This window comes from Paenarthrobacter sp. CC6, from assembly GCF_040560085.1.
In the GTDB taxonomy this organism is placed as follows: domain Bacteria; phylum Actinomycetota; class Actinomycetes; order Actinomycetales; family Micrococcaceae; genus Arthrobacter; species Arthrobacter nicotinovorans.
The window spans coordinates 87257-102039 of sequence record NZ_JARDAN010000016.1 but is presented as its reverse complement, the minus strand read 5'-3'; the positions used below and the strand labels follow the sequence as shown (position 1 = coordinate 102039).

Sequence of the window (14783 nt, the reverse complement as noted above, 5' to 3'; positions counted from 1 at the left end):
GGGAATGGCTGATTCCCCTGAACGTCGGATAACCCGCACTCCCCTCCTCTTCTGGGCTTCTGTTGTCTGTGCCGCGGTACTGGTCCTGGTGCCGGCATGGATGCTTGCGGGGAACCCGGCCGTACTGCGGGGCCACCCCTTGCTTCCGTCGCTTTTGGTGACTGCCGCCGTCGTCGGGCTCTTGTGGGGCTTGCTGCTGTGGCGGCGTCGACGCGCACTACGGCCGCGTTCTGTCGTGCGGACGGTCGGGGCCTGGCTTGGGCGCGTGGCGGTGCTGGCGCTTGTGGCAATGCTCTTCTGGCTCAATCCATTCGCGTACCAGCCAGCTGCTGACCAGGCCTCAGGCCCGGCGTCCAGCTTTTCGATCACCGAGGACCCGACGTCGATCGTGCTGACTCCCGAGGCTAGTGAGGTCAGTACAGGCTTGGTGTTCTATCCGGGCGCCCGGGTTGAAGCCCGCGCCTATATGGACCTGCTCAAGCCCGCCGCCGATGCCGGGTTCCTGGTGATCATTCTGAAAGAGCCCCTGAACCTCAGCTTGCTGGACGGAGACCAGGCCCGCAGCGCCATGGCCGCCCACCCCGCCATCACCACGTGGGCAGTGGGAGGCCACTCGCTCGGCGGGGTGAGTGCCAGTTCCTTCGCGCTTGGCAACGCCGATGTGGACGGGCTGCTTCTGTACGCCTCCTACCCTTTGGAATCCCTCCGGGAGCGTGCGGGGCTGATGGTCGAGTCCATTTCCGGAACAGAAGATGGCCTCAGCACTCCGGCGAAGATCGAGGCCTCCCGCGACTTGCTGCCGGGTGACACCAGGTTTGTCGCGGTCCAAGGCGGGAACCATGCCTTCTTTGGAAATTACGGAGCGCAGCCCGGAGACGGTCAGCCGGGCGTGGACAGGTCCGTGGCGCAGGCGCAGATCGCCGCGGCTTCTGTGGAGTTCCTGCAGCAACTCAAGGCTCCGTAGGCCAGGGGGGAATACTTCCGGAAGGGCCCCTGTTCTTAGATTTAGATGCAAATGCATGTAAGCTGGATGAACAAGCAACAGGAGAATGCCATGGAAACCCGCCGCATCACCGTACTTTCCGCCGGACTCGGCGTACCGTCGTCGAGCCGCTTGCTGGCGGACCAGCTGGCAGCTTCTGCCGAGCGGCAGCTGCGCGGAGCCGGCTATGAGGCGAAGATCGACATCGTTGAGCTGCGCGACCTCGCGGTGGACATCGCCAACAACTTCGTTACCGGCTACGCCGCACCGCGCCTCGCGGAGGTGATTGCCGGCGTCGAGGATTCCGACGCCATCATCGCCGTCAGCCCCGTCTTCAGCGCCTCTTACAGCGGTCTGTTCAAGTCCTTCATCGACGTCCTCGATCCCAAGTCGCTGGACGGCAAGGCCGTACTGCTGGGCGCGACGGGCGGCACCGACCGCCACCAGATGGTCCTCGACTACGCCATGCGGCCCCTGTTCAGCTACCTGCGCACCAGGATCGCGGCTACGGGCGTCTTCGCGGGGCCGCAGGACTGGGGAAACACCGACGACGGCGCCTCGCCACTTTCGTCGCGGGTGGACCGGGCCGCGGGTGAACTCGTGCAACTGCTCAGCGGCCCGCAGCCGCACCGCAAGGACAACGCCCTCGAGTCGTTACCGTTCGAGCAGCTGCTGGCCGGAATCTCAGCCGGCAGGTAGGCCGAACTTTTAGCGCGTGCCGGTCGTTGGGGCAAGCATGAAGTGTCCTGTGGATTCCATTGACCTGGTGATGAGCGAACGAAGCGGCGTGGAGATCGACTACTGCCCACAATGCAGGGGAGTGTGGCTGGACCGCGGTGAGCTGGACAAGATTATTGACCGCGTAGCAGCTGAGACCGGCCCGGCCGTCAGTCGGCAGGCGCCACCACAACCGCCGATCGCCCCGCCGCCCCTCTACAACCCGTTTGAATCCCGTCCGCAGGAACCGCGGTACGACGACAGGGACCGCCGCGACCGGCACGATCATGACCGCGACCATCATGACCGTGACCGTCGGGACTACGACCGGCGGGATGGTGGCCGCGACCAGTACGGCCGCAAACGGAAGAAGAAGGAAGGCTTCCTGGGCGACCTCTTTGACTTCTAGCTAGTCGTCCAGAAGCTCGATGAATTCACGGGCCTGCTTGATGTTGATGTCCGAATGGCGGGTCAGGGCCAAGGCCGCGCCTTCCACGTCACCGCTCTTGGCCAACGTGCGGATCCGTCCGTAGATTTCGTCGTTGAGCATATTGCTGCTCACTTCGCGGGTGACGTCACCCTTGCTGACGATTGCCCTGTAGCGGTAGGGAAAACGCTCCGGTTCATCGTCGTCATCCGCGAGCAGGTCTTTGGCCGGGGCTTCCGGCGTGAATGGTTGTGGGTGTGCCGCCAAAGCGCCCACGGCGTTGCGCGAGGCCCGCAGCCCCTCACCCGTGGCCTGCAGATACAGCTTGATCGCCGCCATGCCCTGGCCCTGGGCTATGAGCGAGTACAGCTGGCGGTGCTGTTCCTGGTTGAGCTTGGCCGCAGACTCCTTGGCCAGATCCACGGGGTCCATGGGCGCATTTGCTGCGTCGTTGCCCGCCTTTGTTTCAGCAGAGCGCTTGGTGAAGGAATGAATGAGCAGGAGCACTCCCGCCACCACCGCAATGAGGATCAGGAGCGGAATGAGGATGGAATCCATGGCGTTGTCAGAGCCGATCTACGTAGTTCTTGGCGGTAAGCAAATCTGAGTGGGTGGCTTGGCGAAGAACTTTGATGGCTTCAATCTTTTTGCCGCTTCGGACCAGGTTCTGCAGCTCGAAGGCGAGCTGGGGGTTGAGCTGGCCGTTGGGAAGCACAGCGGGTTGGTGGCCCTGCTGGCCGGCGGCCTGCGAACGGGCGGCCTGCGCCTGGACTGCCGTGCGGTTCTGCTCGGTCTGCTGGCTGTGTTGGGCTTCGTTTTGGCTCGGCTTGGTGGTGGCCTCGATGCGGGCTCGAAGGGCCAGCGCCTCTTGGACCTGGGAAGCCTGGTGCGCGGCGGAGCGGGCTGCCAGTTCCCGCTGGTATCTCTCAGCATCCGACACCCCGGTGTCCCGTGGTTTGAAGGCCGCAGTCAAGGCCCACAACAGGCCCAGGAGGACAAGAAGCGGAAGGGCAATCGTCAACACGTCACCAAAGTTCATCCCCATGCTTAGAGCTTATGCCAGAACTGCGTTATCCACAGCACATTCCACGGTGGGCATAGGCTTCTGAGAGGATAGTGTCAAATTCAGCCACGAAAAGTAAGATGCATCACATTTGGGGTATGTTTATGGTGCTTTTAGCCACTCCGGGCCTCCTTGGAACCCTTGGGGCTGTGGATGATTTTCCGCTGAATCTTTCTTTAGTCCACAGCTTGTGAGAAGCGTTTCCGCAGGTCAGAGTGTTGATTCCGTCAAAAGAATTTCTCTATCCACAGAGTAGTGCACAGTCTGTGCACAACGTGGAGGTGGTATTCCACAGCTTATCCACAGGGGTCTTCGGGCACCTGCTGTAACGTGTCTGAAGTGTCCATTTTGGGCACGGATATCCCCGAGTCGAGTTTCCTTGGTCGCAAAAAGCCGCTTACGGTGACGATCTCAGGGAAGCGGCTGTGGATAACTTGTGGATACCGCTATTTTGTCGGAGCTGCCTGACATTCTGGGAGCAACCCCGGCGGACGGTTTAGCCACACACTGCGCTGTACAGGCCGCCAGGGAGTTCAGCCCTGCAGCGGTACAAAAATGGAGGACGGCTTTGTCAGTTACGCACTTGGACTCAATCGAGGGCACTCGCGCTTCGGACTCGAGCCGGAAGCCTCCCCAGGACATTCCTGCCGAACAGTCAGTACTGGGCGGCATGATGCTGTCCAAGGATGCGATCGCCGACGTCGTCGAAATCGTCCGCGGACATGACTTCTACCGGCCGGCGCACGAGACCATCTATGAATCCATCATTGACCTCTACGGCCGTGGTGAACCTGCTGATGCCGTGACGGTATCGGACGAGCTGACCAAGCGCGGCGAGATCAACCGGATCGGCGGCCCCGCCTACCTCCACGAGCTCATCCAGACTGTTCCCACCGCCGCAAACGCCGGGTACTACGCGGAGATCGTGGCCGAACGAGCGGTCCTCCGCCGCTTGGTCAATGCCGGCACCAAGATTGTGCAGATGGGCTACGGCCAGGACGGCGAGGTGGAGGACCTCGTCAACCAAGCACAGGCCGAGGTCTACGCGGTGGCTGAAAAACGCACCGCCGAGGACTACGTGGCGTTGAAGGACGTCATGGAGTCCACTGTGGACGAGATCGAAGCTTCGGGCCACCGCGGCGAAGGCATGACCGGTGTTCCCACAGGATTCTACGAGCTCGACGAACTGACGCACGGCCTCCACCCGGGCCAGATGATCGTTATCGCAGCCCGCCCGGCTGTTGGTAAGTCCACTTTCGCGTTGGACTTCGCCCGCTCGGCTGCCATCAAGAACAACCTGGCCACTGTCATGTTCTCCTTGGAAATGGGCCGGAACGAGATCGCCATGCGTCTGCTCTCCGCAGAAGCCACCATTGGCCTCCAGGATCTCCGCAAGGGAACCATCAAGGACGAGCAATGGTCCAAGATTGCCACCACCATGGGCCGCATGAACGATGCTCCCCTGTTCATTGATGACAGCCCCAACATGTCCCTCATGGAGATCCGGGCGAAATGCCGCCGCCTGAAGCAGCAGCATGACCTCAAGCTCGTGATCCTTGACTACCTCCAGCTCATGAGCTCGGGCAAGAAAGTTGAGTCCCGACAGCAGGAAGTCTCCGAGTTCTCGCGTGCACTCAAGCTGCTCGCCAAGGAGCTCCAGGTTCCCGTCATCGCGCTGTCACAGCTGAACCGTGGTTCCGAGCAGCGACAAGACAAGCGCCCGATGGTTTCCGACCTCCGTGAATCAGGCTCGATCGAGCAGGACGCCGACATGGTCATCCTGCTTCACCGTGAAGACGTTTACGACAAGGAATCGCCGCGTGCGGGTGAAGCGGACATCCTGATCGCCAAGCACCGTAACGGCCCCACCAAGGACATCGTGGTCGCCTTCCAAGGCCACTATTCGCGCTTCGCCAACATGGCCGGCGATACCGGCGGTGGCGGCGGGTTCTAATCTTCTTGTGGCCCTCCCCTGACAACGTGACCGGGCCAGTAGTGTTGACTCGGTCCGCGTCCGCGGGTTTATCAATGACTTATTGGGGAATCATATGAAGAAGAACTTGCTGCTCGGACTTGGGGCATCAGCAATCGTTGCGATGACTCTTACGGCATGCGGCGGCACTACGCCGGCATCGCAGGACTCGACGGCGGCTGCGGCCAGCGAAACGGCCTCCAGCACACCGTCCCCGGCAAAGCAGTACACCGACGAAGAACTCGTCGCTTTGGTCGGGCAAATCAAGGCCTCTGATGGCAGCAGTCCCGCCGTACTTTCCGGTGAGGAGCTCTTGGGCCAGTACGCCTCACTGCTGGACGGCTTCGGCAAGGCCACCATTGAACCGGAAAGCTGCAAGGACCTGCGCACTCTTGGAGTTCCGCACGATATCTCCGGTTCGAGCATCGCGGGGACGGCCCGGGCCAAGGTGGGCGACTTCATCAGCAACGTATCGCTGACGTCCGGAGTCGACTCTGCCGTGCTGCAGGAGAGCGTGGAGTCAAGCAAGTCCCTGGCAGAAACGTGCCGGAAAATGACGTTCTCCGCGGAGGGAGAGGCAATAACAACCTCCACCGAAAAGATCGAAGGTGTTGGCGGCGTGCCCGGCACGGTGGCGCTGAAGACGCTCATGGTGATGCCTGACGGGAAAACGGGAGCGATCTACACGGCGCACGCCGTCAAGGACGGTGTCCTGATCTCGGCCACGGCCTCAGGTACCGAAGCTGCGGCCGGTGGGCCGGAAGCAGCAGGCGCGCTCATGGACCAGGCCGCCGCGCTCATCAAATAGTTCCGTGAAGGCCGTGCGGGCGGGTTCGTCCGCACGTACGGCCTTCATCGGCTTAAAGCTGCCCTGAGCAGGGTCAGTATTCGCCCTTGATGACGAAGTAGGACCCGCGGATGGTGCCGGCCAATTTGGATTTCTGGCGGGCAAACTTGAACTTTGATTCCAGTTCTTCAGGGACTTCCATGCCGTCGGAGAGCTTGAACCCGACGGCCCTTTTTCCCTCGCCAACGCTGTACATGACGTTGATGGACAGCCCGGACTCGTAGAAAACGTAGGCCATCTGAAGGTCCTCCACCTGAAAAGACGTGGCTTCCAGTGGCCGCGACTTGATCACGATGTCGCGTTCTTCCTTGAGGATCCGGCTCACCCTGTCCACCACGTCGGGGAGCTCGTCGGCGGGGCTGACCGTGAATTCATGGTCGTACTTGTTCTTGTAGTAGCGGGCTTCGTTGGCCCGTAGTCCTGCGGCGGCTTCCGCTACGGGGGAGGATTCGAGTCCCACAGTGGAAACGTTCTTGAAGTCAACGATGTAGGGCATCAGCTCTCCTGCTCGGGCCTGTTTGGACCAATGCTACTGGTGAGGCGGGCAGGAATGACTGTGCAGCCGTTGTGGAGGCTTAGCAGCCCTCGAAGTCGCTCAGCACCTTCACCTTCGCGGCTGAGCCGGAGGATGGATCGAACGCGTAGCCGATCCACTCCTTGGCCAGGCGACGGGCAAGCTCCACGCCCACGACGCGCTGACCCATGGTGAGGACCTGGCAGTCGTTGGACAGGACTGAGCGTTCGACGGAGAACGAATCGTGTGCTGCCGTGGCCCGGATGCCGGGTACTTTGTTGGCCGCGATGGCCACGCCGATTCCCGTGCCGCAGAACAGGATGGCCCGGTCGGCCTTGCCGTCGCGGATCATCTCTCCGGCAGCGATTCCAACGTATGGGTAGGGGCGGGTAAAGTCTTCATCCGCGTGGTTGACTCCGATGTCGATCACTTCAGTAATCCGGGAGTCGGCCTTGAGGTCGGCCATGATCCGGTCTTTGTAATCAACGCCGGCTTCGTCGGCGCCCACGATAATGCGCATGGAATTCTCCTAGTTGGTAACGGCAGCTACGGGAACTGCGGTGAAATGGGGTCCGACGGCGGTGAACACCATGGCGAGCGACGTCGCCCCGGGATCCGGCGTACCGAGGCTCTTCTCGGCCAGTGGCCTGGCTCGGCCTTTGAGGGGGCGGAGGTCAGCGGTGGACGCGGCAGCGGCCGAAGCGTCAGTCGCAGCAACTGCCCAAGCCTCTTCGACAGGGATGCCGGAAGCGATGCGTTCCTCCAGCGACGCAGCGAACGGAAGCAGGGCATCCATCATTGTTTTGTCGCCCATCTCGGCCTTCCCAAGGCCCGCGATGCGGTCCGCGAAGGCGCGAACAGACTCGGCGAGGACGTCCGGCGTCGGGGTCTCTGCATCACCCAACCGCTCGCCGAAGGCGCGCAGCCCGGCACCCCAAAGAACGCCCGAGGTACCTCCGGCCTTGTCTGCCCAGGCGTCGCCGGCCGCGATCAGGACCGAACCGGCCCCCGCACCCCGCTCGAACGCGGTTGCTGCGGCCTCGTTGGCAGCTGCGGATCCGCGCACCATGCCGCGGCCGTGGTCGCCGTCGCCTGCTATCGCGTCCATGTCCCCCAGCATCGATTCGGAAGCCCGCAGCAGCGATGCGGTAGTGTCCAGGGCCGAGAGGCACTGTGCTGCATACGCGCGGGACTCAGCTGTGGAGGAGTAGTCGGCAGCTTCGGTCGCGGAATCCTCGTGGGCGACCTCGGAAACACCGGCATCGAAGCCAACAGAGCCACGGCGATAGGCCGGAGTCAGGGCAGGTGCGGTCCAGTACTGCTCCAGCTCATCGTCCAACCAGGTCAGCGTCAGCGACGCACCGGCCATATCCAGCGAGGTCACCAGTTCACCCACCTCCGGCATCACCAGCGTGTAACCGGCTTCGCGCAGCAGGGGAGCGACGGTGCGCCAGAGGACGAAAAGCTCCTCATGCTTGGTGGAACCCAGGCCATTGAGGATCACAGCGAGTCTCCGGGAAGCGCCCGCCGGAGTTTCGTCCAGGACCCGGCGCACCAGTTCGCGGCCAAGTTCGACGGCGGACGGCAGCTCGGTATCGAACAGTCCCGGCTCGCCGTGGATACCCAGCCCAAGGCCCATCTGTCCCTCGGGAAGGCGGAACAACGGCTGGTCGGCGCCTGGGAAAGTGCAACCGCCAAACGCGGTGCCAATGGTTCGCGTCAACCCATTCGCCTTGCTTCCCAGACGAACCACTGCGTCGAGGTCAAGTCCTGCTTCGGCAGCAGCACCCATGACCTTGAAGACGACGAAATCCCCGGCAATGCCGCGCCGCTTCCCGATCTCCCCGGGTGAGGCGCTGGCAATGTCATCGGTGACCAGAACGTTCTCTGCCCGGATGCCCTCGGCGTTCAGGCGTTCGCTGGCCATGCCGAAGTTCATGACATCGCCGGCGTAGTTGCCATAGGTGAAGACGACGCCGGCCCCGGAGTCGGCGGCCTTGGCCACGGAGTAGGCCTGCTGAGATGACGGGGAGGTGAAGATGTTTCCCACCACTGCACCGTCAGCAAAGCCCGGCCCGATGATGCCGGCGAAGGCCGGGTAGTGCCCTGAACCGCCGCCGGTGATGACAGCGACCTTCGGCGAGGCCGGGCGGTTGCGACGGACGGCGCCGCCTTCCACCTGCCGGACGAGGTCCGAGTGGGCGTCGCAGAAACCGGCAAGGGCTTCATCGGCGAAGTCGGCGGGGTCGTTGAAGATTTTGGTCATGGTGGGTCCTGGGTTTCCTTCGAGCAGCCCGAATCAGTGGATGTGGCTGCCGCCGTTGATGTCGATGGTGGTGCCGGTGAGGTAGGCGGAGTCCTCGGAGGAGAGGAACGTGATCACAGCGGCGACTTCCTCCGTGGTGGCGTTGCGGCCCAAGGGGATTCCGGCGTTGATGGCGGCTTCCTGCTCTTCGGTGCTGCCGACCCGGATGTTGGTGTCCACAGCGCCGGGGGTGATGGCATTGACGGTCACTCCGGTGTCGCCGATTTCGCGGGCGAGTGCCTTGGTGAAGCCGAGAATGGCGGCCTTGGCTGCGGAGTAGGGAACCTTGCCAAAGACGCCGCCGCCGCGCTGTGCGGAGACCGAGGACATGTTGACGATGCGGCCCCAACCGTTGGCGATCATGTCCGGCAGGAACGCCTTGGTGACCAGGTAGGTGCCGGTGGCGTTGACGTCCATGACCTTGTGCCACAGCTCGAGCGTGGTTTCCAGGAACGGGACGGGTGAGGTGATGCCGGCGATGTTCGCCAGTGCTCCGACGGGCGGGAGGTTTCCGGCGGTGACTTCTGCAGCGACGGCGGCCTGCGCTGCGGTGACTGAAGCTTCATTGGCAACGTCGATTTCGTAGCCGAAGGCGGGAACGTTGAATTCGTTGGCGATCTCGGCGGCGACCTTGGCGGACTTCTCGCCGTCGAGGTCCAGGATCACAATGCCCCAGCCCTGGCTGGCATAACGACGGGCAGTGGTGAGGCCGATGCCGCGGTCGGATGTAGCTCCGGTGAGGACGGCGGTGCGCTGGATGGTGGTCATGGTGCTCCTTGAATATGAGGTAACGCGGTTTAGATGAGGTCTGAGATGTAGCTGGCCGCTTTGGCTGCAGCCGCGGGGCGTTCGTCGTGGGTGACGTCCCGGGTTTCGAGTTCCAGGGAGAAGTGGCCGGTATAGCCAACGTCCCCCAAGGCCGAAAGGCCGGCAGCGAAGTCTGCTTGTCCGTTGCCGATGCTGAGGTTGATGTTCCCGGGCTCGTTTGCGGTCGCTGGAACCGCGTCACGCAGGTGGACGTGCTTTATCCGTGCGGAGAAGCGGTCCACGAAATCCGCGGGGTCGCCTCCGGACGCGACGATGTGGCTGAAGTCCATGACGATCCCGACGTCGGAACCGGCAAGGCGGTCGGCGAGCAGCTGCGCGCGTTCGGTGTTCCAGCACAGCCGGTAGTAGTGCAGGGATTCGGTCCACAGCTCGACGCCGAACTCCTTGGCGCGGGCAGAGGCGTGAATAAGTTGAGCTGCGACAGCGTCGATGTCTTCTTCCAGGCCCCGCAAAGGATCGTGGTCGATCGCACCGCACGGCAGGACAAGTGCTTTCGCGCCGGTCTTGGCCGCCAGGGTGAGCAGCATCCCGAGGTGTCGTTCGCGCGCTTCCCGGGTGCCGGCGTCGAGCGTTGCGTTCAGGTCGCCGACGTCGCCGTTGACCGAGCGGACGCGCAGTCCCGAGCTGTTGACGACGGCGGCAACCGCCTCCACTGCCTCGGCGTCCAGTACGTAAGGCACATGGTCACAGACGCCGGGGAGCGCGCCGAGGTCGATTTCCTCGAAGCCGAGCCCACGCATGGTGTGCAGGGCCGTGGCCAGGTCCTGGTGGCGGAAGCTGATCGATGAACAGCCAAGTCGTTGATGAAACATCGTCGTTTGATCCTCGTGTCGAGCCCCTCGACGGAGAGGGGCCTTAGTGATGGAGACCACGTTAGCTAGGTTGACTGTCAACAGTCAACCTCCTAAGTTGACTGTTGACATTGCTGGTGGTGTCGGTCACAGTTGACGTATTATGTTGACTGTCGACAGTGGGGTTGCCGAAGACGCACCGCACTCTTGAAAGGGAAAGACACACATGAGCAATGAAGCTCTGACCATGCGTGGTCCGGTTCATGGAACCAAGGAAGCAAAGCGCGTCGCCGTCGGTTCCGGCGTTGGCGCAGTCATCGAAACCTACGACTTCATCGGTTTCGGCACAGCCGCAGCACTGTACTTCGGTACGGCGTTCTTCCCGGGCGCTGACCCGGTAACCGGCACCCTGGCCTCCTTCGCGACCCTCGGCGTCGGCTTCGCTGCCCGTCCACTGGGTGGCATCATCGGCGGCCATCTCGGCGACAAGCTCGGCCGCAAGCCGGTGCTGGTGGCCTCCCTCATCCTTATGGGTCTGGCGACGTTCGCGATCGGCCTCCTGCCCACCTACCAGCAGGTTGGCCTGCTGGCTCCGGCTCTCCTGGTCCTCGTCCGCGTCATCCAAGGCCTGGCCTTCGGCGCTGAATGGGGCGGCGCCATCCTGATGAGCTACGAGCACGCACCCTGGCGGAAGAAGGGCCAGTTCACGGGAATCGTGCAGGCCGGCTTCCCCGTCGGCCTGCTCCTCGCCAACCTGGTGTTCCTGAGCAGCGTGGGCCTGGGATCCGAGTGGGCATGGCGTGTACCGTTCCTGGCCAGCATCGTGCTGGTTGCCGTCGGTCTCATCATCCGTTCAAAGGTTCCCGAGTCCCCGGTCTTCGAAGACGTCAAGAAGTCGGGCGACATCGTGAAGTCCCCCATTGTCGAGGTCATCAAGACCGATTGGCGCAACATCGTGCGGGGCATCGGCCTCCGCATCGCTGAGACAGCCGGCTACGCCGTGTCGGTGACCTACATGATTTCCTACCTGCACACCAACAAGCTGGCTGACAAGACCGAAACCCTGGTGGCGCTCTGTGTCGCCGCAGGAATCGGAATTTTCGCCACGTACTTCTGGGGCAAACTGACAGACAAGGTTGGCCGCCGCCCCGTCTACGTGTGGTCCACGGCCTTCGCAGTGGTGTTCGGTATCCCCATGTTCATGCTGGTCAACACTGGCCTGTTCTTCCTGATCATCGCCACTATCGTGGTGGCCTACGCGGTTTGCCAGAACTCCCTCGCCGGCGCCCAGGGTGCATGGTTCCCCGAGTTGTTCCAGGCCAAGACCCGCTCCTCCGGGGCGTCGCTGTCCTACCAGATCTCGGCCATGGTCTCCGGGTTCACCCCCTTTATCACCACCCTGCTGTTCGTCAGCATGGGATGGATGGGGCCGGCGCTTCTCTTCAGCGTCTATGGAGCCATCGGTCTCTGGGCAGCCCTGATCACCAAGGAAACCTGGGGCAAGCGTGAGCGTCAGCTCGCCGAAGAAGCCGCCAGCAAAACTCCCCAGACGGTAAACGCCTAAGCAACCATCGACGTCGGGCACGTTCTCTCCATTGGTACGCGCCCGACTCCGGAAGGAATCCAGTGACTATCTCATCCGTCGAAACGGCCGCCGTTTCCGCCCCCACGCCGGAGCGCATAGAGCGCATCCGCGCCGCCGCATTCCGTATCCGACACCACGCACTCAACATGGGCGAGGTCCAAGGCCAGGGCTATGTGGGCCAGGCGCTCGGTGCGGCAGACATGTTTGCCGCTGTCTACGCAGACCAGCTCAACTACCGCGCCGAGGACCCCCATTGGGCAGACCGGGACCGGTTCCTGCTCTCCACCGGGCACTACGCAATCGGCCACTACGCCGCCCTGGCCGAGGCCGGAATCGTCCCGGTGTCCGAACTTGAAACCTACGGCTCGGACGATTCCCGGCTACCTATGTCCGGCATGTCCACCTACACGCCGGGCATGGAAATCTCCGGCGGTTCGCTCGGACACGGACTCACGATCGCGGTCGGCATGGCGCTGGGCCTGCGGGCGCAGAACTCGACCAACCGTGTCATCAACTTCCTCTCCGACGGCGAACTCGACGAAGGTTCCACCTGGGAGGCCGCCATGGGCGCCCACCACCACCAACTTGGCAACCTCATCGCCATGGTGGACATCAATGCGCTCCAGGCCGACGGTGCCACCAACACGGTGCTCCGCACCGAACCGGTCACCGAAAAGTGGGAATCGTTCGGCTGGTACACCCAACGGGTGGACGGGAACGACGTCGGCGCGCTGCTGGCCGCGTTCGACAACATCGCCACCCGCAGGGCGGCTGCGGGATCCTCTGCATCCGGACAGCCGTCGGTGATTCTCTGCGACACCAAAGTTGGCCGCGGCGTTCCACTGCTGGAGACCCGCGAGAAGGCGCACTTCATGCGCATTGATGAAAACGAATGGCAGATCTGCCGCGATCAATTGACTGCAGGATACGAAGGGGCGGCTTCAGCATGAGCACCACCACAACAGCAAAGCCGAAGCTCAAGACCTCGGCGATGATCGCGTCCTTCGCTGATCCCGGCCAGAAGACCACGTCAGCTCCGTTCGGGCACGCGCTGGTTAAGGCCGCTGAGGCGGACTCCCGGATTGTCGGGCTCACCGCTGACCTGGGCAAGTACACGGACATGCACATTTTCGCCAAGGCGTTTCCTGAGCGCTTCTTCCAGATGGGCATGGCTGAGCAGCTCCTCTTCGGCGCAGCCGCGGGCATGGCCGAAACGGGACTGGTCCCGTTCGCATCCACCTACTCGGTGTTCGCTGCCCGGCGTGCATATGACTTCCTGTGCCTGGACATCGCGGAACCAAACCTGAACGTAAACATTGTGGGCGGCCTCCCCGGCCTGACCACCGGCTACGGACCCAGCCACCAGGCCACCGAGGACATGGCGATCTTCCGCGGCATGCCCAACCTGACCATCGTGGACCCCTGCGACTCCGTTGACATCGAACAGGCGGTTCCGCAGCTCGCTGCCTCGGACGGGCCCACGTACCTGCGGCTCCTGCGCGGCAATGTGCCCACCGTCCTGGACGAGTACGACTATAAGTTTGAGCTCGGTAAAGCCAAGGTTTTGCGCGGCGGGAACGACGTCGTCTTCGTGTCTTCCGGTCTGATGACCATGCGTGCCCTGCAGGCGGCGGACGCGTTGGCGAAGCACAACGTGGACGTGGCCGTAGTGCACACGCCCACCATCAAGCCCTTCGATTCCGCCACCGTGCTGGCTGAGCTGAACACGGACCGGCTGGCCGTCACCCTGGAGAACCACACGGTTGTTGGCGGTTTGTTCGAAACCGTTGCCTCCGCCGTCGTCACCGCCGGGCTCGGCAAGCGCGTGGTTCCCATCGCGCTGCCCGACCAATTCCTCGACGCCGGTGCGCTGCCCACACTGCACGAACGCTACGGTCTGTCCGTGGACCGGATCGTGGCCAAGGTCCTGTCCGAACTCGGCTGAGTTTCCCGGCAGTGCGGGACGGATATGACTGCCCGTCCCGCACTTCTGCCCGTAGTATCGACAGTTAACACCTGACTGTCAGCAGTTGCCCATAGAACCGAGGACACACCATGGCCGCCACAGCCTCCCTGCTGGGACTGGAGAAGAAGAGCCTCCGCGAACAGGCGCTCGCAGCCCTGCGGACCGCGATCACCAGTGGCGAGCTTGAGCCCGGACGGCACCTTGTGGAAACCGAACTGTCCGAAATGCTGCAGATCAGCCGCGGTACCCTCCGCGAAGCGCTGCGGCAACTGGAACAGGAAGGTCTCATCTCCGCCGGACCACGCGGCCGGATGTCCGTCAGGCACCTGGACGTCAAGGAAATCCGTGACATCTTCGCGGTCCGGGGTGTGCTGGAATCCTTGGCCGCCCGGACGCTCAGCGACATGCCCGATAAGGAGGGTGCGCTCGCAGAGTTACGTGCCGCCGTCGACAATATGGAGAAGGCCGCGAAATCCTCATTGGAGGAACGGATCGAATCCGACCTCGAGTTCCACCGCACCCTCTGCCGCTTGTCCGGAAACGAGACATTGCTGCACTCCTGGGAATCCCTGGAAGGCTCCATCCGGATGTCCATCATGTTCGCCGGGCTGGAACGCGCAACCCGAAACATGAGCGTCGGCCGGCACCACGACATTGTTGCCGCCATTGAGACCGGAAATGCCGCCAAGGCACGGGAAACGATCATTGAACACATGAATGGTGCGGCGGAGAATCTGGTGGGTTAGGCAAATAACCGGGCCGTGTTGGCTATCGGGCAGGTTGCCG

At 62.9% G+C, this 14783-nt stretch carries 16 protein-coding genes; 9 read left to right on the top strand and 7 right to left on the bottom strand.

The window, feature by feature from the left end; translation table 11 throughout:
• The first annotated feature begins 4 nt into the window (after positions 1–4).
• The 3 genes from PV760_RS15960 to PV760_RS15950 all read left to right on the top strand — a co-directional run bounded on the left by PV760_RS15960 (position 5) and on the right by PV760_RS15950 (position 2108).
• The gene (locus PV760_RS15960; RefSeq protein ID WP_354628230.1) at positions 5–964 is read left to right on the top strand and encodes an alpha/beta hydrolase; all 960 of its coding nucleotides are present in this window, start codon (positions 5–7) and stop codon (positions 962–964) included.
• Positions 965–1054: 90 nt separating this feature from the next.
• Positions 1055–1681, top strand: coding sequence for an FMN reductase (locus tag PV760_RS15955; protein ID WP_039243524.1), 627 nt, complete (start codon positions 1055–1057; stop codon positions 1679–1681).
• 49 nt (positions 1682–1730) lie between these two features.
• Positions 1731–2108, top strand: coding sequence for a TFIIB-type zinc ribbon-containing protein (locus tag PV760_RS15950; protein WP_018779426.1), 378 nt, complete (start codon positions 1731–1733; stop codon positions 2106–2108).
• On the opposite strand, the gene PV760_RS15945 is transcribed toward PV760_RS15950, so the two are convergent.
• Positions 2109–2684: a hypothetical protein gene (locus PV760_RS15945; RefSeq protein WP_039243491.1), complete on the bottom strand. Its 576-nt coding sequence runs from the start codon at positions 2682–2684 to the stop codon at positions 2109–2111.
• 7 nt (positions 2685–2691) lie between these two features.
• Positions 2692–3165, bottom strand: coding sequence for a hypothetical protein (locus PV760_RS15940; RefSeq protein ID WP_039243490.1), 474 nt, complete (start codon positions 3163–3165; stop codon positions 2692–2694).
• 592 nt (positions 3166–3757) lie between these two features.
• On the opposite strand from PV760_RS15940, the gene dnaB reads away from it, so the two are divergent.
• Complete coding sequence (gene dnaB, locus PV760_RS15935; protein ID WP_018779423.1) at positions 3758–5143, top strand: replicative DNA helicase; 1386 nt, start codon at positions 3758–3760, stop codon at positions 5141–5143.
• Positions 5144–5237: 94 nt separating this feature from the next.
• Positions 5238–5969, top strand: a complete 732-nt coding sequence (locus PV760_RS15930) for a hypothetical protein (protein ID WP_018779422.1) — start codon at positions 5238–5240, stop codon at positions 5967–5969.
• A 73-nt stretch (positions 5970–6042) separates the two neighbouring features.
• Here PV760_RS15930 and PV760_RS15925 read toward each other — a convergent pair whose 3' ends face one another.
• From PV760_RS15925 to PV760_RS15905, 5 genes are all read right to left on the bottom strand, one after another.
• Positions 6043–6504, bottom strand: coding sequence for a DUF8821 family protein (locus PV760_RS15925; RefSeq protein WP_018779421.1), 462 nt, complete (start codon positions 6502–6504; stop codon positions 6043–6045).
• A 79-nt stretch (positions 6505–6583) separates the two neighbouring features.
• The gene (locus PV760_RS15920) at positions 6584–7042 is read right to left on the bottom strand and encodes a ribose-5-phosphate isomerase (protein ID WP_018779420.1); all 459 of its coding nucleotides are present in this window, start codon (positions 7040–7042) and stop codon (positions 6584–6586) included.
• 9 nt (positions 7043–7051) lie between these two features.
• On the bottom strand, positions 7052–8788 hold the full coding sequence (locus tag PV760_RS15915) for a dihydroxyacetone kinase family protein (RefSeq protein WP_354628229.1): 1737 nt from the start codon (positions 8786–8788) through the stop codon (positions 7052–7054).
• 33 nt (positions 8789–8821) lie between these two features.
• A complete protein-coding gene (locus tag PV760_RS15910; protein WP_055974092.1) occupies positions 8822–9595 on the bottom strand; it encodes an SDR family NAD(P)-dependent oxidoreductase in 774 nt (257 codons plus the stop codon).
• A gap of 29 nt (positions 9596–9624) precedes the next feature.
• Positions 9625–10467 (bottom strand): sugar phosphate isomerase/epimerase family protein, encoded by an 843-nt coding sequence (locus PV760_RS15905; protein WP_354628228.1) that lies wholly within the window; start codon positions 10465–10467, stop codon positions 9625–9627.
• A gap of 205 nt (positions 10468–10672) precedes the next feature.
• Here PV760_RS15905 and PV760_RS15900 point away from each other — a divergent pair, with 205 nt between their 5' ends.
• From PV760_RS15900 to PV760_RS15885, 4 genes are all read left to right on the top strand, one after another.
• Positions 10673–12010, top strand: coding sequence for an MFS transporter (locus PV760_RS15900; RefSeq protein WP_018779416.1), 1338 nt, complete (start codon positions 10673–10675; stop codon positions 12008–12010).
• Between the two features lie 62 nt (positions 12011–12072).
• A complete protein-coding gene (locus PV760_RS15895) occupies positions 12073–12981 on the top strand; it encodes a transketolase (protein WP_110504770.1) in 909 nt (302 codons plus the stop codon).
• Complete coding sequence (locus PV760_RS15890; RefSeq protein WP_018779414.1) at positions 12978–13976, top strand: transketolase family protein; 999 nt, start codon at positions 12978–12980, stop codon at positions 13974–13976. Before PV760_RS15895 ends, PV760_RS15890 begins: the two co-directional genes overlap by 4 nt.
• Before the next feature lie 110 nt (positions 13977–14086).
• Positions 14087–14743 carry a GntR family transcriptional regulator gene (locus PV760_RS15885; protein WP_018779413.1) on the top strand — a complete coding sequence of 219 codons (657 nt, stop codon included), beginning with the start codon at positions 14087–14089 and terminating at the stop codon, positions 14741–14743.
• Positions 14744–14783: the final 40 nt, after the last annotated feature.

Excerpts from the sequence above, each read along its gene's own strand:
- PV760_RS15900 (WP_018779416.1), top strand. The coding sequence starts at position 10,673 with ATGAGCAATGAAGCTCTGACCATGCGTGGTCCGGTTCATGGAACCAAG.
- PV760_RS15930 (WP_018779422.1), top strand. The coding sequence starts at position 5,238 with ATGAAGAAGAACTTGCTGCTCGGACTTGGGGCATCAGCAATCGTTGCG.
- PV760_RS15960 (WP_354628230.1), top strand. The coding sequence starts at position 5 with ATGGCTGATTCCCCTGAACGTCGGATAACCCGCACTCCCCTCCTCTTC.
- PV760_RS15890 (WP_018779414.1), top strand. The coding sequence starts at position 12,978 with ATGAGCACCACCACAACAGCAAAGCCGAAGCTCAAGACCTCGGCGATG.
- PV760_RS15905 (WP_354628228.1), bottom strand. The coding sequence starts at position 10,467 with ATGTTTCATCAACGACTTGGCTGTTCATCGATCAGCTTCCGCCACCAG.
- PV760_RS15920 (WP_018779420.1), bottom strand. The coding sequence starts at position 7,042 with ATGCGCATTATCGTGGGCGCCGACGAAGCCGGCGTTGATTACAAAGAC.
- PV760_RS15885 (WP_018779413.1), top strand. The coding sequence starts at position 14,087 with ATGGCCGCCACAGCCTCCCTGCTGGGACTGGAGAAGAAGAGCCTCCGC.
- PV760_RS15925 (WP_018779421.1), bottom strand. The coding sequence starts at position 6,504 with ATGCCCTACATCGTTGACTTCAAGAACGTTTCCACTGTGGGACTCGAA.
- PV760_RS15955 (WP_039243524.1), top strand. The coding sequence starts at position 1,055 with ATGGAAACCCGCCGCATCACCGTACTTTCCGCCGGACTCGGCGTACCG.
- PV760_RS15945 (WP_039243491.1), bottom strand. The coding sequence starts at position 2,684 with ATGGATTCCATCCTCATTCCGCTCCTGATCCTCATTGCGGTGGTGGCG.
- PV760_RS15910 (WP_055974092.1), bottom strand. The coding sequence starts at position 9,595 with ATGACCACCATCCAGCGCACCGCCGTCCTCACCGGAGCTACATCCGAC.
- PV760_RS15940 (WP_039243490.1), bottom strand. The coding sequence starts at position 3,165 with ATGAACTTTGGTGACGTGTTGACGATTGCCCTTCCGCTTCTTGTCCTC.
- PV760_RS15915 (WP_354628229.1), bottom strand. The coding sequence starts at position 8,788 with ATGACCAAAATCTTCAACGACCCCGCCGACTTCGCCGATGAAGCCCTT.